Consider the following 18,791-nt stretch of genomic DNA (forward strand, 5'->3'; position numbering starts at 1 on the left):
TCAAGAATTTCGGTCTTTCGCCCAATCAAGAAAAATCGGCTGTTCTTCGATACAACAACGTTCTTGGCCGACACCAAGAAAAAGCTATCTGCTGGAGTTAAAGCACTAAAGAAATCTATTCACTGAATATCTCGGGGGATATTAGTGGCAGCCGAGTTCTGATCAGTATAACGAGTGGAGCCTTGTGCCTTTTGCCTGTTACCTTTCTTGTAGGCCCAGTACGGAATTTGAGGAGAGTCTCGATTGATATCGTTGAGGCGTTGACGATAGCGTTGAACCGCCAAAACAGCTTCAGCAACCTTCGTCGAAGTGGGGAAATCCGTTTTCCAGTTAAGACAGTCACGCCAGAGCGCATGCAGACTCTCCGCAGCGCTTCTATGTTTGATCGCCATTTCATTGAAATTCAAAAAAGCGCCGACTCCCGTCAAGACAGAAACAACGAGACTGAGGCCTACCGGCACCATACCGATGATCCAATCATGCCCAGAACCCTCGAATATTTTTTTGACATCCGAGGAAAGCAACCAAGTCAGAATCAAGGAACCAAGTGTCGCGGGGATTCCAAGGTACAATTTGTGCCGCCTTTCGTATGTTGAGGCAGCAGCCCAATGACCTAGTTTTGAGGTTTCGGTATCTTCTCGATGCCTTCCCATCTCAGCAGCAACCAGAGCATACTGAGCATCGTCATCTGTCAATTTTTGTGTCGACATCCGGAGCTTTTTTCCCAGCCAGCTTGCAAACCGCCGCAATTTACCAGAGAAATCAGATTTTTCAATTAAAGTCTCTTGGTGACAGCAGTGGTTTTTTGAAGGTTTCTGGATAGCCACTACCTGCTAAGCGAATCGAAAACCAGGGAAGCAAACCCAGCGGACTTGTAATTTTTTCACCGCCAAATCGATCAGGGCAGTCCATTGATGCCCTCGGCCGTAAGGTAATCGGAAATATAACTCGAAGTAACTCCGATCTTAATTACGCGCCTGTCGCCACTGCAAATGATCCTTGCCGCTTCAACATCTTACTTAACCCGCAACCAACGTAGGAAACGCGCGCATCGCAGTAGCCCGACAATGCTGGGTACGGTTGATAGAGATGCTTACCAAAAATTTGCAGATTTTAAAAATTTCAGCGACCTCCGGGTATACAGCAACACATTAACGGAATCCACCTCGCGCTTTAGAGCATCTACACTTTAGGGCGAGCTACGCTGTTTGGACTTGAACTTGAAAATGGTCCGCCATTCTAGACACCCCCACCACCGAGCCTCCTGAAATAGCGTATACCATTTGTTAAAGATTTATGTCCCTGCCGCCCCCACAGAGCCGTGAACTCTTCCGATGCCACCATATACTCTGGATGAAAGCATAACGAACTCCAGTAACTTTTCAATCAATGCGCAAAAAAATTATCCATATCTAAACATCAAAAGCCTAACCCCTTCCTAAACAACTTACTCACGTAATACCTCAAACTCCACCGATCCTTCGGCCGCGGCTTATAGTGCGTTTTATTCCTCTGCCCCGGCTCCCCTCCCACCCCACTCGCCGTGTAGTAATAAAGCGCAATCGACCGCCGAGTGACGTGCTCCGGCGTAGTCAACGGCTCCGGATGCCCGTGGTTGCTGTCCTTATCCGTATTAAAAATCACACACCGGTTATAAATCGGCAGCACCTTCTTCAGGCATTTCTTCATCCCCACATCCCAAAGCTCCAGGTTGCCGCCGTACGCCTCCTGCCAGTCCTCGGTCAGGTAAATGATCACGTTCAACCGCCGTTCAACGTTGAGCTTTTTGTTCAGCCGAAAATCCGAGTGCACGCCGAGGAAGCCCCCTGTTTTGGTTTCGTGCAGGCCGCCGCCGGCGAAATAAGGGTCGGGGATCAGCCCTTGAATGCCGGTGAGTTTTTCGAGGAATTGCAGCATGGGTGCGGAGTTGAAGATGTTGAAGACGTTCTTCAGGTACGGGCTGCAGGCGTTGGGGCTGATCTGGCGTTTGAGTTGGCCTTTGTAGCCGCGCTCGTAAGTCTGTTCGTTGTTGGTCGGTTCGACCGGGAAGTGTTCGCGGATGCTGGCGATGACATCGGCTTGCAGAAAGTTGTCGATGACGATGTGCGGGAATGGCGTGGCTTGGGTGTATTCGCGGGTCAGCGATTCGCCGAAGGCGCTGGCGGCGCTTTGGTCGAAGTCGAGTTCGGGGGTCAGGGTGATGGGGAGTGTTTGTGTGTTGGCTTGCATTGCCGCTCCAATTAACTTGAATGCTTTCAGGTCATGTCAAACAGGGCCAAGCGCTGGAGGCGTCGCCGCTATTTGTTTGCTGAGTACAGTTGCGAGCAGGTTGCCATGTTGGCCTTTGCCTGCCGAGTGTCCTTGTTCCTAAACGTGGTGCGGCGCTGTAACGACATGTTTCTGACTGTCACAAACGCGTCATATTTCGTCTGCTAATCTCCTTGGCGCCCTCCCCTACACCCCTGCCCTAGAGCCCCAAAAGAAGGTGCCGCCAAGGTGTTTCCGACTCCCGTTCGCCAGCAAATTATCCTGCGCTCCGACAACCTCCGTTCGGACGACTTCGGTGCACTGTTTTCCAGATTGTTTGGCAATCGTTATGCCGACAATCCGCCGCTGCCGTCGAACATCATTATCGGCGGCGTTTACGGGCGGCACGATGGCGTGAGTTTTCGGCGGATGCATTATCACGGTGATTTCACCGTCGCTTTCCCCGATCCACAGGATGAGATCACGTTCGTTATCCCCACTGCCGGCAAGATCGTTTTCAACCATGCCACCGAGTCTATCGGGGTGTCGCACGTTGGGCTGGCGATTGATAAGGCGGATATCCGTTCGATGCGTTTTCTGGATGATCACGCGCATCACGGGATGTCGATCAATCGGCATCAGCTCACTGAGCGGTTGTCGGCGCTGTTGGATAAACCGATTCTGCAGAAGATTGTTTTTGAGCCGAGTGTGGATCTTGAGACGGCGGCGTTTCAGGGGATCAAGGCGTTGATTGATCTGGCCACGGGCACGGAGTTTGATTTGTTGCTCAACAGCGGGACGTTGATGCCGTCGCGGTTGCGCGAGATGTTGGTTGATGCGGTGCTGGAGGCATGGCCGCACAATTTTTCCGAGGCGTTGCGGCGGCCGACGGCGATGGTTGCGCCGCGGCATGTGAAGTTGGCGGTGGAGTTTATTCAGGCGCATCCGGAGCAGTTGGTCAGTGGTGTGGATCTGGCGCGGTTGAGCCATGTCAGTCAGCGGGCGTTGCAGGAGGGGTTTCGGCGGTTTGTCGGGATGTCGATTGTGGCGTATCAGCGGCAGGTGCGGCTGGAGCGGGCTTATGAGGTGTTGAAGCAGCGGGGTTCGGGGTCGGTGACCGAGGTGGCGTTGCGGTTCGGGTTTAGTAATGTGGGGCGGTTTTGTCGGTATTTTCAGGGGGCTTATGGGGTGAGTCCGGCGGAGTTTCGGGCTCGGGGGTGATTGGGTAACAGGTTTGCAAGGTAACTTGTGGTGAGAAGATTTAGCTAAACATCGCACCGCGCCGATGGGTCGCTAAGCGTGGGGATGGCACGCCGGCGCGGTTGATTGAGGAGTGGCCGCGGGGGCGTTTGACCGAGTTGGCCAGTTGATTTTGCGGTGACTGCTTTCCCCTCACCCTAGCCCTCTCCCCAAGGAGAGGGAACCGAGCCGGGGATATTGAAGATCTAGCCCGACCTGAGAGTCTTGCTTTGAATCCATAATCGCCTCGATCTTTCAGGTCGGTGCATGACGCAAGACGCCTCGGTCAGTCCCCTCTCCCACAACTTCATATACAAGCGCAAGGGACACTCGCAGGCTTTGTGGTGGGGCTGCCCCTCATCGGAACGCCGGCCGCCCATCCCTCTCCCGAGGGAGAGCGAGCCGATTGATGGGCTTTTCAAAATTTGAGCTCGACTCGGTATGCCACGTCGGTGTAACTCTTCCAATCCACGCGGTCAGTCCCCTCTCCCTTCGGGAGAGGGTTAGGGTGAGGGGCTTTTGTGGGAGCGAGCTTGCTCGCGAATGCGGTGGGTCAGTCGATTTGATGTTGACTGGCCTGGCGCTTTCGCGAGCAGGCTCGCTCCCACATTGGGTTTTGGGGTGTTTGTTGGATTGGGGGTCATCCTTGATCCCGCGTGTGTTTTAGAAGGCGTAGCTGGCTTTTAGACCGCCGTTGAAGCCGTGGCTGTCGCCGCCGCCGTTGGCGCCGATTTCTGCGCCCAGGCTCAGGGCGCCGAGGCTGGCCATGACGTTGACGCCGCCGCTGAACTGGTCGCGGTTGTCGAAAGCGGCGCGTTGTTCGATGTCGAGGCCGAGCAGGTGGCTTTGGCTGTCGACCTGGTTGTCGCCCAGTGTGCGTTCGTAGCCCACTTGTACGCCCGGCACCAGTTGCCATGCGCCCATGGCTACGGGGGCGAAGGCGACGTTGAGGTTGGCGACGGCGCTGGGGCGGGTGGCGCTGTTGTCGTCGACGTCGAGGGCCAGTTCGCTGCCCTTCTCTTTGAAGCCGTTGAGGTCGAGGTGGCTGACTCGGAAGCCGAGGCTTGGTTCGAAGATCATGCCGTTGATTGGGGCGCGGTAGCCGAGGGCCAACGTGGCGCCGGTGAGGTTGCCGTGGGTGTCGCCCTTCGCGGTGCCGAGGCCGCCGCCGAGATCGCGTTTGCTGTCGTAGTCGATGTAGCCGGCGCTGGCGTTGGCGTCTAGGAACAGGCCTTGTTCAAGGCTGGTGAAGCCGTAGCGGGCGCCGATGTTGAGGAAGGTGAAGTCGGTGTCGGCTTCGCCACCCGCGCCGCCGACCGTGCCTTTGCTGTAGCCGAAGCCGCCACGTGCGCTGAGTTGTTCGCTGAAGCGCTGGGTGATGCCGACCATCAGGCCTTGGCTGTGTTCGTTGCTGCTCTCGGCGTGGGCCGAGCCGTCGGTGCCGAGATAGCTGGCGAGCGCGGTGGTCCAGAGGCGGTATTGGCCGACCTTGAGGTCAGTGCCGCTGGCGAACGGCGCGGCGGCTTGCTCGATCATTGCGTTTTGGCGCAGCAGGTAGCTGGCGGCGTCGGCGTGAACCTGGCCACCGACCTGGGATTCGACACCGCCGAGGGTGCCGGCGTCGATGGCCGATTGCAGGTAATAGTTGTAGGCGCTGTAGGCGCCGGACAGGTTGGTGTTCTGCAATTGGCGAAGCAGTTCGGCGCCGCCGGCGGCATTGCCGATCAGCCCGGCCTGACCCGGCAGGCTGTTGTATTCGACCAGTTTGCCGCGCAGCACATAGATGGTTTCCTACGACAGACCGAGACCTTGTTTGAGGTAGTTGTCCATGCTGCCGTATTGCGCGGTGACTTCGTCGAGGCCGGCCTGAAGGTAACTGGCCTGCACGCCGAGCAACGGCTCGTAGATGGCGGCCATGCTCGGCGGCAGCGCTTTGAGCGTGGCGGCGACGCGGGCGGCGGTGTAGTCGTTGGTGGCGAGGTAGTTGGCCATGATGGTCGCATCGTCGACACCGGCGATACTCTGCAATACCGCGGCGGTCCAGCCAGTGCGGTCCTTGCCGGCGGTGCAGTGGAACAGTTGGGCGCCGTCGGTGCTGGCCAGTTCGTTGAACAGTTGGTTGAACTGGCCACGCATGCCAGCGTCGCTGACGAAGGCGCGGTTAGTCTGTTCCATCATGGCGATGGCGTCGGCGGCGCTTTTGAAGGAGATGTTGGTGATGTTCGCGCCGGAGGTGGTGGAGCCGATGATGTCGATGTTCTGGTAGGTCGCGCCGCTCAGCATCGTGTCGGGGGTGGCGGCGATTTCGCTGGGGGTGCGCAGGTCGTAGACGGCTTTGATGCCAAGGCTGTTGAGGGTCGCCAGGTCGGAGGCCGTCGGAGTTACCGCGTTGGCGCGGTAGAACACGCCAGCGCGCATCGTGCCGTCGTGGGCGGTGGAATACGCGGTGGTGGTGCCGGCGACATCACGGAAATTGTCCATGCCTTGCAGGCGCGGCGTGTCGAGCAGAACGGGTTCGGCAGCATGGGCGGCGGCGATGGACAGGCTCAGTACGGACAGCGAACACAGAAGACGTTGAAACACGGTGCAGCCTCATTTCGGTTAGCGTTGGGGTGCCTACTATCTGCACCGGATTTAGACCGAATATGACAAATTCACGCCGCACGAAAATGCCTGCGCGAATGGGCCGTGGGGTGCGTGAATTGTCCATCGGGTTGGATGGTGCAGTTTGAGCGGTGACACTGTGGGAGCGAGCTTGCTCGCGAATGCGGTAGGTCAGTTAAGGTGATGTTGGCTGACAGGGCCCCTTCGCGAGCAAGCTCGCTCCCACAGGGTTCTTCGGGATGCTGGATATCCTGGATTTGACACAAACTTTGTAGGAGTGAGCCTGCTCGCGATCGCGGTCTACCGGCCACATCATTGCTAAATGACCCACCGCGATCGCGAGCAGGCTCACTCCTACAGGGTTCTTTGGGCTATTGGGTATCTGTGTTTTGCCACAAACCTGTGGGAGCAAGCCAGCTCACACAGGGATTGAAGGCCGGCAGTGGAATAGTTGATCTACAACAATATTCGCCCACCCCGGCGGCGATATTCTGGTGTGGCTGAAAACAGCCGTGCTGTGCGCACGTCACAGGCCTTGTGGCCAAGGTGGCGCCATGAACAAAAAACGCATTGTCTGGGGGAGCGTTCTCCTGGGCCTTCCGTGTGTCTTGCTTCCGGTACTTTTGATGGGTTATGTCGCCTGGATGTTGAATCTGGCGGCGGCGCAGCAGCGCCTGGAAACCCTCGCTTCCGTCGCCTCCAGTCGCGCCCACGTGACTTTCAGTGAAGCGGCCGGCGCCCTGAAATCCATCGCGGGTTCGCGGCTCGCGCCATGCACGCCGGAAAGCATCGACGAGATGCGGCTGCTGACCATCAACACCCTGTCAGTGAAGTCGATCGGCTACGTCGAAGAAGAGATTTACGCCTGCGGTTCCTGGGGCCCGGTCGGGCAGCACGCGACGCCATGGCGCGAGGACTTCACCACCTCGGACGGCGTGCGCGTGTCGCTCGGCGTGCAGTCGCGCATCGTTGCGGCGAAACCGATGATGGCGCTGCAGTATGCGGCGTTCAACGTGCTGGTCAATCCCGAGCAGTTTCTGCATGTGATGCTCGATGAGGATCTGCATCTGGCCGTCGGCACCGCGTCCGGGCAATTAGTCAGCACCTCGCACTCGGGCGCGGAACACTTTCTTGCTCGCGTGCATTCCGGCCCGCACTCCGGCCTTGCCGACGGCTACCTCTACACCCTCGTACACAGCGGCGACTGGGTCGCCATCGCCGCGCTGTCGCGCCATGAGCTGATGCAAGGCTTGATCCGCCGGGAGTTATTGCTGTTGCCCATCGGTGGCTTGCTCGCGGGGGTGCTGGTGTTGCTGATCGTGCGCCGCACCCGGCAACGTCTGTCGCCGCTGGCGGAACTGCAACTGGCGGTGCGCAATCGCGAGTTCGTTGTTCACTATCAACCGATCATCCGCCTCGGCGACGGTGCCTGCGTCGGTGCGGAGGCTCTGGTGCGCTGGCAGCATCCGGATGGCTCGCGGGTGTGCCCCGATGCATTTATCCCACTGGCCGAGCACAGCGGTTTGATTCTGCCGATCACCGATCAGGTCATCGACAATGTGATGCGCGACCTCGGCCCGTTGCTGGTCAAGGAGCGCGGTTTGCACGTGGCGATCAACCTGGCGGCGAAGGACGTCAGCAGCGGCCGTTTCCTGCCGATACTCGACGCTGCGTTACGCCGCGCCGACGTGCAACAAAAGCAGATCTGGCTGGAGGCCACCGAGCGCGGCTTCGTTGAGATTGATGCTGCCCGCGCCACCGTCAATCGCGCCCGTGAGCTGGGTTATCTGGCGGCCATCGATGATTTCGGCACCGGGTTTTCCAGCCTCCAGCATTTGCAGCAATTGCCGCTGGACGTGCTGAAGATCGACAAGTCGTTTGTCGACAATATCGATCAGGATGCCGCGACCGGCACCGTGACCGGCCACATCATCGAAATGGCCAAGAGCCTGCGCCTGCAGATTGTCGCCGAAGGCATCGAGACCGAAGCCCAGCGCGATTACCTGCGCAGTCACGGCGTGCATTTTGGTCAGGGCTGGCTGTTCGGCAAAGCGATGCCGGCGGAGGAGTTTTTGCGGTTCTATCAAGAGCGGGCAAACTTGCTTGTCGCCCACCCAGCGCTAGAAAGCGTGTAACTATCGACGAGCCCCGGACAAGCCACCCGCCAGCCGATCAAGAATCTGCACGAGCTCAGGTCGCGTCCATTTTTCCCACGGTACGACCTCCTCGTTATCACCGGTGTGCCAATGCTCTCCGGAATCAAACGCGAGGTAGATGGAAAAAGCCGGCTCGGGCATTTCGGCATCCATGCCGAGGTTGACGATATCGCCGAACAACAGATTCATCATCTCGTCGCATGCGTGAAAGTCGCGTACACCGCTAAGGAACTGATCGGCCATGGCCATCGCGACTTGATTCAACAGGTCGCGAGGATTCATCTGCACAGCCTGACAAATAACGCTCAAGTCGTGAATCGTGTCTTGCTCCAGGACTTGCAGAACGTAAGCAAGATCAGCGCGGCTCAGGGTCGGCAAGGCGTGTCCTCCGGGCGTACATTGAAGTGTGCGCGCAGCATGCGATGAATCACCGTCATTGCCAACGTCTGCAGCACACTTCAGTTGGTCTGGCTGACAACCTTGATGTCTGTAATCCCTACCCGCCTGGCCTGCTCGAGAATCTCCTCGGCCGTCGAATCCGCAGTGGGCATGATCAGGCCGTTTTCCGCGTCGCCCAGGTGCAACTCGAGCAGATGCATCGCGGCCTCGTGTTCGGCCAACTGCTGTTCTTTGAGTTCAAGCAGAAAGGTACGAGGCTCGCCGTTGAATCGGTAATCGATGTGATAGGTGTACATGATGTCATCCGCGTCAGTAGGAAAAGGCAACTGACTATCCTGACGCAGTGGTCAGTTTTTAGTTCAAATTGAATCGCCCCTCAGACCAATCTGGAATTCATGGCAAACTTTTCGCGCGCCGGGGCGTCCTTTTCTTAAACCCCTTAGCGGCTGATTTCAGCCAAGGATCGGCGATGACCTTCTTCATTTTTCTTCTGGCCTGCGCAGCAGCGGCAACCACTGGCGTGATGTTCAAACCGGGGCCGTGGTACGAAACGCTGAACAAACCCGGGTTCACCCCGCCTAACTGGGCGTTTCCTGTGGCCTGGACGATTATCTATCTGCTGCTGGCCTGGGCCGGTTACCGCTTGAGCCTGATCCCTGGCAGCCAGACTGTGCTGGCGCTGTGGGCGGCGCAGATTGCGTTGAACACACTGTGGACGCCGGTGTTCTTCGGCGCGCATCAGGTGTTGGCGGCGATGGTGATTCTCACGGTGCTGTGGCTGGTGGTTGCGGCGATGGTGGTGCTGGCGATACAACTGGACCTGATCACTGGCTTGATCCTGTTTCCGTACCTGGCGTGGCTGTGTGTGGCGGCGGCGTTGAATTTTTCCATCCTGATCAAGAACCGCTGATGAGCAATGCCAATTGGGGTACTGCAACACCGTGGCCGCAAGGCGAGCGCGAGCTGGCGCAGGTGCGCGCCTTCAACCGCAAACTCGCCTGGCTGCCGCGTTTCAAGATCCGCAATCGCCTGACGCCGCGTTTGATTCAGGCGCTGTTGCGCGTCAGTCAGGTCGGCGGTGCGAGGAAGTTGCGCGAGCATGGTCTGACGGCTGAGCAGAAGATGCTCGGTAACGTGCCGGTGCGGATAATCCGTCCCAAAGGCCCGGCGAAAGGCGTGGTGCTGGACTTCCACGGCGGCGGCTGGGTGATCGGCAATGCGCAGATGAACGACAATTTCAACATCGCCATCGTCAACACCTGCCAGGTGACGGTGGTCTCGGTCGATTATCGATTAGCGGTTTCGACGCCGCTTGAAGGTCTGCTGGAGGACTGCCTCAACGCGACTCGCGGGGTCTTGAGTGATGCCGAATTTGCCGGTCTGCCCGTCGTGGTGGTCGGTGAATCGGCGGGCGGTCATCTGGCGGCGGCGACCTTGCTGGCGCTCAAGCAATGGCCGGAATTGCTGCAACGCATCAGCGGCGCGTTGCTGTATTACGGCGTCTACGACCTGACCGGAACCCCAAGCGTACGCAGCGCGACGGCGGATACGCTGGTGCTGGACGGCCCGGGCATGGTCGAGGCACTGCGCTTGCTGACCCCGGAACTGACTGACGAACAACGCCGCCAGCCACCGTCATCACCGCTGTACGGCGACTTCAGCGATTTCCCGCCTGCGCTGCTGTTTGCCGGTGAACTCGATCCGCTGCGCGACGACACCCTCGACATAGCCCAACGCTGGGCGCAATCGGCGCCGGTCGAGGTGTACCTGCTGCCCTCCTCGCCCCACGGCTTTATCCACTTCCCCACGGCCCTCGCTCAGGGCGTTCTGGCCTACAGTCGGCAATGGATTTCAGCGCGCATCGAGGCCGACACTCAAGCGCTTTGAAGCGCTGTGGCTTGGTACAACTGCCGATAGGCCGCAACCAGTTGTTCGAGGGAAAACGCCAGATTGCGCCCGCTGGGATTGGGCAGCACCCAGACCGCCGCACCGCCGAAAGTTTCCGGCTGAAGTCCCCAGGCAATGGCTTTTTTCCCGGAGAGCCCCGCGTAAGCCGCTTTGCCGAGAAACGCCACATGCCGTGGTGTGTAGCGGGCCATCTTCGCTTCGAAATCAGCGGCGGCAGCGATGAATTCCTGCGCTGACACTTGATCCGCCCGCGCGGTTGGCCGGGCGACCACCGCCGTCAAACCGCACTGGTATTGCACAATCGAGCGGTCGTTTTCCGGGCGCACTTCTTCGGGCGTGAACCCGGCCAGATGCAGCGTGCGCCAGAACCGATTGCTGCGCCCGGCGAAATGATGTCCCTGCTCCGCCGCGAGCAGACCGGGATTGATCCCGCAAAAGACCACTGACAGATCTTCCGCGAGAATGTCTTCGAGAGCGTTCATGTTCGCGCTCAGCCGCAAATCACGCTGACGGCGTTGCGCACAATCGCGGTCAGTTCTTCGCGGGACTTGCCCGCCCGCGCGCGGATCGAAATGCTGTGCAGCAGCGAAGAAGCAATCACCGCGAGCGCGGCCAAATCACTATCGGGCTTCAGTTCGCCAGCCTCGATTGCCGTTTGCAGGCGTGCTTCCAGATCAGCATCCAATTGGCTGAGGCGTGCCGACAGCACATTGCGGATTTCCGGGTCTTCAACCGCTTCGGTGGTCGCCGTACCGATGGCAAAGCAGCCACGAGGTTGACCGTCGCCCGAGAAGTAGATCGCCAATTGCCCCTCATAAAAACCGCTCAACGCCTGGGCCAGGGTCAGGCTGCTGTCGGTCAGCGCGGCCTGCATGGCGGCGTGCGCGGTATCCCAATATTGATCGAGAGCCTTGATGTACAGCGCGTGTTTATCGCCAAACGCGGCGTACAGGCTCGGCCGGTTCATCCCTGCCGCCGTGGCGATGCTGTCCAGCGAAGCACCGGAATAGCCGGTATTCCAGAACACACCGAGGGCCTGTTGCAGCGCCGTTTGCGGGTCATAGGCGCGAGGACGGCCACGGCCTTTTCCTTCTGTCGGTTTATTTTGTGCCATGTCGTACAAATTCCTTGCGTGGATGGGAAGTCGCTCATATTCTTACACCATCGCACAAAATTAAGGAACCAGAAATTCCTTGGTCAGCAGCTTTGTTATGGCGCAGCCCCAACGGGCTGTAGCAACGACGAACAGCGGTAAGGAGCGATCCTCCCCCACCGCGCACCGATTTGATTTTTCGCAGCCATTAATCACGTCGCGGCGACAGGCGATTGCCCCGGTCGGCCCGATGTTCCGTTTGCGCTTCAGCATTTTGGATAGAGCAGATCATGACCCAGCCAATTGATCTCACCGCAGCACATGCCAGCCCCCAGCCGATCCGCGATCTGCCGGACGCCCCATCGAAAAAACCGCTCAAGCAAAGGTTGCGAGCACTGTTGATGACAGGCGTGCCCGCGCTGTTCGCGGTCATCGGCTACAGCCAATACCGGGCGAACGAGCCTTTCGTTTCCACCGACAACGCCTATGCCCGCGTGGCCAAGGCATCGATCAATGCACGGGTGTCCGGGCAAGTGGTCGAGATTGCCGTGAACGACAACCAACCCGTGCGCAAAGGCCAGGTGCTGTTTCGCCTCGACCCGCAACCGTTGCAGATTGCAGTCGACCGCGCCGAAGCCCAGTTAGGCAATGCTCGCCTGCGCATCGACGGCCTCAAGGCCAGCTATCGCCAGCAGCAGGCCGAACTGCAATCGGCGCGGGCGTCGGCGGACTACGATCAGAAAGAGTTCGCTCGCAAAAAAGCACTGATCGCCAGCGAATTCGTCTCGCGGGCAGCCTATGAACGCGCCGACACCGACCAGAAAGTCTCACGCCAACGCATCGCTTCGATCGAGCAACAGATCGCCAGCACCATAGTCGCCCTCAGTGGTGATCCGGACATCGCCATCGACCGACATCCAACCGTGCGCGAAGCCAAGGCCCAGCTCGACGAGGCGCAGCTCTATCTGTCTTACGCCACAGTGACCGCGCCGGCCGACGGCATCGTGGCCAAGGTCGACGACTTGCAGGTGGGCAATTACGTCAGCAACGGCAGCGCGGCGTTCGCATTGATTTCCGACCATGAGACCTGGATCGAAGCCAACTTCCGCGAAACCCAGCTCAACCACATGCGCCCCGGCCAGACGGCGACGATCACCCTCGACACTTATCCTGACCGCCCCTTCAAGGCCCACGTGATCAGCATGAGCCCCGGCGCCGGCGCGGACTTCGCCCTGCTGCCGCCGGAAAACGCGACCGGCAACTGGGTGAAGGTCGTGCAGCGGGTACCGGTGCGCCTCGAACTCGACGACGCTGACCCGGCCATGCCGTTGTTCTCCGGCACCAGCGCCACGGTCGAAGTCGACACCGGCCACCGCACGCCGTGGTGGTATCCACTCAAGTCGTTGCTCAGCGCGGGGTAATGGTGATGAACAACACGGCTGATCTGCGCGCATTACGCTTCGTCGCCTTACTGACGACTTATCTGCAATCGATGAATCTGCCATTGCCCAATGCCGCCCTGCGTTTGATACAGGGCAGCCTGTCGATGACTGACGATCAGGCCGGGTGGATTTTCACGGCGTATCTGGCCGCCAGCGCGATCACTTTGCCGATCGCGCAGTGGCTCGCCGCGTCCTTCGGCTTGAAGCGGGTTTATCAGATTGCCCTGGTGTTGTTTGCCCTCGGCCTGTGGCTCGGCACGTGGGCGAGCACGCCGCTCGAGTTCATCGCCGCGCGCATTCTGCAAGGCCTGGCCAGTGGCGTATTGGCGCCGCTGTCGATGGCGATTGCCCTGGAAACCCTGCCCGCTGAAAAGCGTCCTGCGTTCGGCGCGAAATGGACGGCGCTGGTGCTGTTCGGCATCGTCAGTGGTCCGAGCATTGGCGGCCTGATCTGTGAGTACCTCGACTGGCGGCCGATGTTTTACCTGAGCCTGCCGCTGATCGCGTACATCCTCATGACGGTGGCGTTGCTGCTCGCCGAGAAAAAAGCCGAGCAGCGTCCGCCCTATGATTTCTTCGGCTTCGGCACGTTCACTGTCGGCATGATCGGCCTGCAGATGCTCCTTGATCGTGGCGAGCGCCTGGACTGGTTCGACTCGCTGGAAATCTGCATCGAAGCGCTGGCCTGCGCGCTCGGGTTGTACCTGTTCATCGTGCATCGGTGGACGGCCAAAGTGCACTTCGTCAGCAAGGCGCTGCTGCGCGATCGCAACTTCGTGCTGTCGACGGTGATGTTCTTCGCCCTCGGTTTTGTGCTGCTGTCGACCATGGCGCTGACCTCGCCGATGCTCGACGAAATCATGGGCTACCCGCCAGACACCACCGGGTTCCTGACCATTCCGCGCGGCATCGGCCTGGTCGGCGCGTTCCTGCTGATGGGCCGTGCGCCGGGCTGGATCGACACACGGGTGTTTATCACCGCCGGTATCGCGCTGGTGGTCTACGCCAATTGGCTGATGCTCGGCTACTCGCCGCTGATGGACTGGACGCCCGTGGCGTGGAGCGGATTCCTTCAAGGCGTCGGCCTCGGCGTGCTGATGCCGGCGCTGAGCAAAGTCGCGTTCAGCACGCTCAATCCGGCATTGCGCCCGGAAGCCACCGGCCTGTTCAACCTGATGCGCGTCTACGGCAGCACCCTCGGGGTGGCGGTGGTGCAGATCTTTTTCTTCAACAACACCCAGGCCATGCACGTCGCGCTGGTCAGCCAGTTGACGCCCTATCGAACGGCGCTGCCGACATCGCTACCGGCGCTGGAACATTTGAACCATCTGGTGACCCATCAGGCCGCGTTCGTCGCGGTGATGGGCCAGTTCAAGATTTTGATGCTGGCGATGCTCGTGGTGAGTCCGCTGGTGCTGTTGCTACGCAAACCGGCTGCGGCCAACTGATCTTTGTGGAGTCTGCAAAATGAAAACGTCTACACGCTTCACTCGCTCTGCAAGCCCAGGTGCCTTCAGTGCGTTGGCCTTGATGGTGATGCTCTCGGCCTGCACCGTCGGCCCCGACTTTCAGCGCCCCGCCGCCGGCTCATCAGAGCACTACGATGAGCAAGCAGAGCATTCCTCCGGCGCTCAACGCTTCGCTATGGGCCAACGCCTTCACGGCGATTGGTGGACCGCGCTGCGCTCGCCAAAACTCGATCAAGTGATGCGCCGCGCCATCGACGGCAACCTCGAACTGGTCGCCGCCGATGCGACCCTGCGCCAGGCTGCGGCCTCCGTTGCAGCGGCGGAAGGCGCGCTGTACCCGCAAGTGGATTTTGCGGCGGCGGGCGGTCGGCAACGCACTCACAGCGGACCGCAGCCGAGCGTTGCCAATGTCTACGCCATCGGCCCACGGGTGACATTCGACCTGGATGCTTTCGGCGGCATCAAACGTGAAGTCGAAGGCCAGCAGGCATTGGCCGATTTGCACAAACATCGCTACGAAGCGGCCTATCTCACATTGACCGGTGAAGTGGCCCGGCAAGCACTGCTGATCGCCTCGGCCAATGCGCAGATCGCGGCGGTGCAAACGCTGCTGGCCAATGACTCAAAAAACCTTGATCTGGTGCAGCGTGCTCAGCAAAGCGGCAGCACCACGCGCATCGATGTGTCGCTGGCCGAAACGCGGCTGGCGCAGGATCGCACCCTGCTGCCGCCCCTTGCCCAACAGCGTGATGCGGCGCGGCATGCCTTGTCGATACTCGCCGGCAAAGGCCCGGCTGACTGGATCGCGCCGGACTTCACTCTCAGCGACTTTGTCTTGCCGTCGACGCTGCCGGTCAGCCTGCCTTCGGAAACCGCCCGCAATCGCCCGGATATCTTGCAGGCCGAAGCCGAACTGCACATGGCCAGCGCGGCTGTGGGGGTGGCGACAGCCAATCTCTATCCGCGCATCGAGTTGTCGGCCTCACTGGCACAAGCCGCGTCCGGCAATGGCGGCGCCGCACTATGGGGGTTCGCGGCCGGCCTGACTGCGCCGATTTTCAATGGTGGCACGCTGAAAGCCGAACGTCAGGCCGCCATCGATGGCTACAACGCCTCGCTCGCGCGCTATCAGCAAACCGTGATTGAGTCGTTCGGCCAGGTCGCGGACAGCTTGCAGGCGATCCATCACGGCGCCGAACAAAATCTGGCGCAGGACGATGCGTTGCGCGCCGCCGACAGCAGTTTGCGCCTCAACCAACAGGCTTACGCCCAAGGCGAAAACAGCGTCCTGCAAGTGCTCGAAGCCGAGCGCGCGTACGAGCAGGCCCTGCTTGGGCAGATTCAGGTGAAGACCACGCGCTATCTCGACACCGTGCAGTTGTTCGTGGCGCTGGGCGGCAATTCTGTCGGCGTCTTCGAGCAAACACTCGCCGCCCGTGCAGGCACAGAACAAACACCGCTGTAACCACCGACACTGGAGAAAAACCATGACCTACGAAGCCTTTCACGATGCGCTTCGCGACACCCGCTGGCCGCTGAACAACGGTGCGGGTTCGATGCCGGCCGTTGGCTTTGGCACCTTGTTCCGCGACTTGAGCACCACCACTGAAGCGGTCAAATGCGCGCTGGAGGTGGGTTTCCGCCACTTCGACTGCGCCGAACGTTATCGCAACGAAGCGCAGATCGGCGTAGCGTTTCAGCAGGTTTTCGCTGCCGGCCGGATTCGTCGCGAAGACGTGTTCATCACCACCAAACTGTGGAACACCAACCACCGCCCCGAGCGGGTCAGACCGGCCTTCGAGGCGAGTTGCCAACGCTTGCAAACCGACTACATCGATTGCTACCTGATCCACACGCCGTTCGCTTTTCAGGCGGGGGATGATCAGGATCCGCGCGATGTATTCGGTCACGTCATCTACGATGGCGAGATCACGTTGCTCGACACCTGGCGGGCGCTGGAAAGTCTGGTGGATGAAGGTCGCTGCAATTCCATCGGCCTCTCGGACATTACTTTGGAAGCGCTGAAAGAGATCGTCGCACACGCCCGGATCAAACCGGCCGTGGTGCAGATCGAATCACACCCGTACCTGCCGGAATGGGACATGCTCGAGTTCTGCCAACAGCACGGCATCATTCTTCTGGCGTTCGCGCCGCTGGGTCACGGGATGCAGCCGAATGTGCTGGAGGACGCCGTGCTGACCGGCATTGCCCGGCATGTACAGAAAACCCCGGCGCAAGTGGCACTGGCGTGGGCGGTGCAGCGTGGTACGGCGTTTCTGACGACTTCGGCGACGCCAGCGCATATTCAGGAGAATTTTGATGTTGCGACATTGCCGCAGCGGGCGATGCGTGAGATCAAGGAAGACATCAGCACGCGGATCCGCTTCAATTCGGTGGTGGAAACCGGGGTGCCGGGGTTTATTCCTGGGCGTACGTCTTGAAGTTTATGGCGTGACGCAGAGTGTGGCCCTCACCCCCGCCCTCTCCCGGAGGGAGAGGGAGCCTGATCGCGTGCTATTCAAATCCTGAGTTCGACCTGATATTTCAGGTCGGCGGACAGCCCCTCACCCTAACCCTCTCCCTCCGGGAGAGGGTTAGGGTGAAGGGCTGCCATTAAAAGTGAACACCGCCCCACCAACACCACACAACCCACCATAAGGCGGAACAACGATGGACGTTTTCCAGAGCATGCGTTTCTTCGTCGCCGTCGCGCAAAGCGGCAGCTTTACGGCGGCCGCCGAGTTGCTCGACACCACCACAACCAACGTCTCCAAAGCCGTGTCCGCCCTCGAAGCCCGCCTGCACACGCGTCTGATCAACCGTACCACCCGCCGCCTCGCTCTGACCGAGGCGGGCCTGCGTTACCTGCAACGCTGTGAACGCATTCTCGACGATGTCCGCGAGGCCGACGAAGAGGCCGGCACCGCACAAACCCTGCCCGTGGGCCGCTTGAAAATCCACGCGATGTCGGCCATCGGCAACCACTACGTGATCGACGCCATCGCCCGCTATCGAGAAATTCACCCCACGGTGATGTTCGACCTGACCCTGACCAACCGCGTGCCGGACTTGCTCGAAGAAGGCTACGACATGTCCATCGTGCTGGCCCGTGAACTGCCGGATTCCGGCTTCGTCGCGCAACGGCTGGGCATCACCTACAGCATCCTCTGCGCGTCGCCGGCTTATCTGGAAAAACGCGGCACACCGCACTCGCCCGACGCCTTGGCCGAACATGAGTGCCTGCGTATCGTCAACACGGTGATGCCAGTGGAGCACTGGACGTTCGAGGGGCCGCAAGGCCTGGAGACCATCACCATTCCCGTGTCGCCCTTCCATATCAACACCGCCGACGGCATGACCATCGCGATCAGAAAAGGCATGGGCATCGGCATTCAGCCGATAGCATCGGCCGTGGATGGCCTGCGGGCGGGGACATTGGTGCGGGTGCTGCCGGCGTACCGGCTGGAGGAATTGAACCTGTTCGCGATCTATCCGTCGCGCAAGTTCGTTGATGCGAAAACCAGAACCTGGGTGGATTTTCTCAAGCAGTCGATCCCGGAATTACTGGCATCGGATGAAGATATTGCGGGAGCAAGTAAGCACTGAGCGCAGCAGACAAGGAGTGTCGACCCTCCCTTCTCTGCAGTGAATCAACTGGAGCAGCCAGTGCCCATGACCTGGTATTGCAAAACATGGCGCTCGCCATGGGAGTCTTCATAAGTCATCTGCACCGGCACCGGCGCGCATTCATTGGCCGGCTCGGTAATCGAGATCACATGCTCGATGTCGAGTTTGGTCGAGTAGCCATAGGTTTCGACCGGCAGGTTTTGCGTTTCTGTCGTATCCGCATACGCCTGCGCGCCCAGACTGCCAAGCAGTAACGCCATTGCGATTTTCATTGTGTTCATGATGTTCACCGTCTCGTTGAGTGGGCCGCTTCAGCGTGATTGCCGCTGGCCTGGAGACGATGCTAGGGAATGACAGTGGCGGGAAAAATCGGGCGGTGGGACAAACACTGTTGCCGAATCGGCGATGAATGTCTGGACCTGAAAAAAACAGCCCGAAAAGCTGACAACAAGCCCGAAAAGGCCAGGAAGTCAGAGACAGCGGAAACCCGCGAAAACGAAAAAATTATCTCTGCCACCTGCGTGGGCTTAACGTTGTGGCTGCTTTCGAGCTGTGGTTTGGGCCCGGATGCAACTCGGTGGACGCACCGCATTCGGTAAACCGCTTC

General features: G+C 59.7%; 16 protein-coding genes and 1 pseudogene. 9 read left to right on the forward strand and 8 right to left on the reverse strand.

Annotation, left to right across the window (positions count from 1 at the left end):
* Positions 1-119: 119 nt before the first annotated feature.
* Complete coding sequence (locus VY732_RS16805) at positions 120-827, reverse strand: SLATT domain-containing protein (RefSeq protein ID WP_331691224.1); 708 nt, start codon at positions 825-827, stop codon at positions 120-122.
* 592 nt (positions 828-1,419) lie between these two features.
* Positions 1,420-2,229 carry a 2OG-Fe(II) oxygenase gene (locus VY732_RS16810; protein ID WP_331691225.1) on the reverse strand — a complete coding sequence of 270 codons (810 nt, stop codon included), beginning with the start codon at positions 2,227-2,229 and terminating at the stop codon, positions 1,420-1,422.
* A gap of 267 nt (positions 2,230-2,496) precedes the next feature.
* Between VY732_RS16810 and VY732_RS16815 the strand changes: the two genes are divergently transcribed.
* Positions 2,497-3,468, forward strand: coding sequence for an AraC family transcriptional regulator (locus VY732_RS16815; protein WP_331691226.1), 972 nt, complete (start codon positions 2,497-2,499; stop codon positions 3,466-3,468).
* A gap of 681 nt (positions 3,469-4,149) precedes the next feature.
* Here VY732_RS16815 and VY732_RS16820 read toward each other — a convergent pair.
* Positions 4,150-6,069, reverse strand: a pseudogene (locus VY732_RS16820) (tyrosine-protein phosphatase).
* Positions 6,070-6,716: 647 nt separating this feature from the next.
* On the opposite strand from VY732_RS16820, the gene VY732_RS16825 reads away from it, so the two are divergent.
* The gene (locus VY732_RS16825; RefSeq protein WP_331691227.1) at positions 6,717-8,225 is read left to right on the forward strand and encodes an EAL domain-containing protein; all 1,509 of its coding nucleotides are present in this window, start codon (positions 6,717-6,719) and stop codon (positions 8,223-8,225) included.
* Here VY732_RS16825 and VY732_RS16830 read toward each other — a convergent pair whose 3' ends face one another.
* Together VY732_RS16830 and VY732_RS16835 are read right to left on the reverse strand one after the other, a co-directional pair.
* Complete coding sequence (locus VY732_RS16830; protein ID WP_331691228.1) at positions 8,226-8,624, reverse strand: hypothetical protein; 399 nt, start codon at positions 8,622-8,624, stop codon at positions 8,226-8,228.
* Between the two features lie 80 nt (positions 8,625-8,704).
* Positions 8,705-8,971, reverse strand: a complete 267-nt coding sequence (locus tag VY732_RS16835) for a hypothetical protein (protein ID WP_331691229.1) — start codon at positions 8,969-8,971, stop codon at positions 8,705-8,707.
* Between the two features lie 143 nt (positions 8,972-9,114).
* On the opposite strand from VY732_RS16835, the gene tspO reads away from it, so the two are divergent.
* Complete coding sequence (gene tspO, locus VY732_RS16840) at positions 9,115-9,555, forward strand: tryptophan-rich sensory protein TspO (protein ID WP_077572574.1); 441 nt, start codon at positions 9,115-9,117, stop codon at positions 9,553-9,555.
* Complete coding sequence (locus tag VY732_RS16845) at positions 9,555-10,532, forward strand: alpha/beta hydrolase (RefSeq protein ID WP_331691230.1); 978 nt, start codon at positions 9,555-9,557, stop codon at positions 10,530-10,532. Before tspO ends, VY732_RS16845 begins: the two co-directional genes overlap by 1 nt.
* On the opposite strand, the gene mug is transcribed toward VY732_RS16845, so the two are convergent.
* Positions 10,520-11,035: a G/U mismatch-specific DNA glycosylase gene (gene mug, locus VY732_RS16850; RefSeq protein ID WP_077572572.1), complete on the reverse strand. Its 516-nt coding sequence runs from the start codon at positions 11,033-11,035 to the stop codon at positions 10,520-10,522. The genes VY732_RS16845 and mug overlap by 13 nt on opposite strands.
* A gap of 8 nt (positions 11,036-11,043) precedes the next feature.
* The gene (locus VY732_RS16855) at positions 11,044-11,667 is read right to left on the reverse strand and encodes a TetR/AcrR family transcriptional regulator (protein WP_077572571.1); all 624 of its coding nucleotides are present in this window, start codon (positions 11,665-11,667) and stop codon (positions 11,044-11,046) included.
* Positions 11,668-11,936: 269 nt separating this feature from the next.
* Here VY732_RS16855 and VY732_RS16860 point away from each other — a divergent pair, with 269 nt between their 5' ends.
* The 5 genes from VY732_RS16860 (at position 11,937) to VY732_RS16880 (ending at position 18,163) form a co-directional block, all read left to right on the forward strand.
* The gene (locus VY732_RS16860; protein ID WP_331691231.1) at positions 11,937-13,067 is read left to right on the forward strand and encodes an HlyD family secretion protein; all 1,131 of its coding nucleotides are present in this window, start codon (positions 11,937-11,939) and stop codon (positions 13,065-13,067) included.
* A gap of 5 nt (positions 13,068-13,072) precedes the next feature.
* Positions 13,073-14,536 carry a DHA2 family efflux MFS transporter permease subunit gene (locus VY732_RS16865; protein ID WP_331691232.1) on the forward strand — a complete coding sequence of 488 codons (1,464 nt, stop codon included), beginning with the start codon at positions 13,073-13,075 and terminating at the stop codon, positions 14,534-14,536.
* Between the two features lie 19 nt (positions 14,537-14,555).
* Entirely contained in the window at positions 14,556-16,022 is a 1,467-nt protein-coding gene (locus VY732_RS16870) for an efflux transporter outer membrane subunit (protein ID WP_331691233.1), read from the forward strand.
* Between the two features lie 22 nt (positions 16,023-16,044).
* The gene (locus tag VY732_RS16875; RefSeq protein ID WP_077572568.1) at positions 16,045-16,998 is read left to right on the forward strand and encodes an aldo/keto reductase; all 954 of its coding nucleotides are present in this window, start codon (positions 16,045-16,047) and stop codon (positions 16,996-16,998) included.
* A gap of 229 nt (positions 16,999-17,227) precedes the next feature.
* On the forward strand, positions 17,228-18,163 hold the full coding sequence (locus VY732_RS16880) for a LysR family transcriptional regulator (protein ID WP_331691234.1): 936 nt from the start codon (positions 17,228-17,230) through the stop codon (positions 18,161-18,163).
* Between the two features lie 44 nt (positions 18,164-18,207).
* Here VY732_RS16880 and VY732_RS16885 read toward each other — a convergent pair whose 3' ends face one another.
* Positions 18,208-18,465 (reverse strand): DUF2790 domain-containing protein, encoded by a 258-nt coding sequence (locus tag VY732_RS16885; RefSeq protein ID WP_077572566.1) that lies wholly within the window; start codon positions 18,463-18,465, stop codon positions 18,208-18,210.
* Between the last annotated feature and the right edge of the window lie 326 nt (positions 18,466-18,791).

Source organism: Pseudomonas sp. ZY71, assembly GCF_036542145.1.
GTDB classification, from domain to species: domain Bacteria; phylum Pseudomonadota; class Gammaproteobacteria; order Pseudomonadales; family Pseudomonadaceae; genus Aquipseudomonas; species Aquipseudomonas koreensis_A.

What these genes read in the sequence shown, in the direction of transcription:
- VY732_RS16810 (WP_331691225.1), bottom strand. Translation starts at nt 2,229, where the DNA reads ATGCAAGCCAACACACAAACACTCCCCATCACCCTGACCCCCGAACTC.
- VY732_RS16825 (WP_331691227.1), top strand. Translation starts at nt 6,717, where the DNA reads ATGGGTTATGTCGCCTGGATGTTGAATCTGGCGGCGGCGCAGCAGCGC.
- tspO (WP_077572574.1), top strand. Translation starts at nt 9,115, where the DNA reads ATGACCTTCTTCATTTTTCTTCTGGCCTGCGCAGCAGCGGCAACCACT.
- VY732_RS16845 (WP_331691230.1), top strand. Translation starts at nt 9,555, where the DNA reads ATGAGCAATGCCAATTGGGGTACTGCAACACCGTGGCCGCAAGGCGAG.
- mug (WP_077572572.1), bottom strand. Translation starts at nt 11,035, where the DNA reads ATGAACGCTCTCGAAGACATTCTCGCGGAAGATCTGTCAGTGGTCTTT.
- VY732_RS16855 (WP_077572571.1), bottom strand. Translation starts at nt 11,667, where the DNA reads ATGGCACAAAATAAACCGACAGAAGGAAAAGGCCGTGGCCGTCCTCGC.
- VY732_RS16860 (WP_331691231.1), top strand. Translation starts at nt 11,937, where the DNA reads ATGACCCAGCCAATTGATCTCACCGCAGCACATGCCAGCCCCCAGCCG.
- VY732_RS16865 (WP_331691232.1), top strand. Translation starts at nt 13,073, where the DNA reads ATGAACAACACGGCTGATCTGCGCGCATTACGCTTCGTCGCCTTACTG.
- VY732_RS16870 (WP_331691233.1), top strand. Translation starts at nt 14,556, where the DNA reads ATGAAAACGTCTACACGCTTCACTCGCTCTGCAAGCCCAGGTGCCTTC.
- VY732_RS16875 (WP_077572568.1), top strand. Translation starts at nt 16,045, where the DNA reads ATGACCTACGAAGCCTTTCACGATGCGCTTCGCGACACCCGCTGGCCG.
- VY732_RS16880 (WP_331691234.1), top strand. Translation starts at nt 17,228, where the DNA reads ATGGACGTTTTCCAGAGCATGCGTTTCTTCGTCGCCGTCGCGCAAAGC.
- VY732_RS16885 (WP_077572566.1), bottom strand. Translation starts at nt 18,465, where the DNA reads ATGAACACAATGAAAATCGCAATGGCGTTACTGCTTGGCAGTCTGGGC.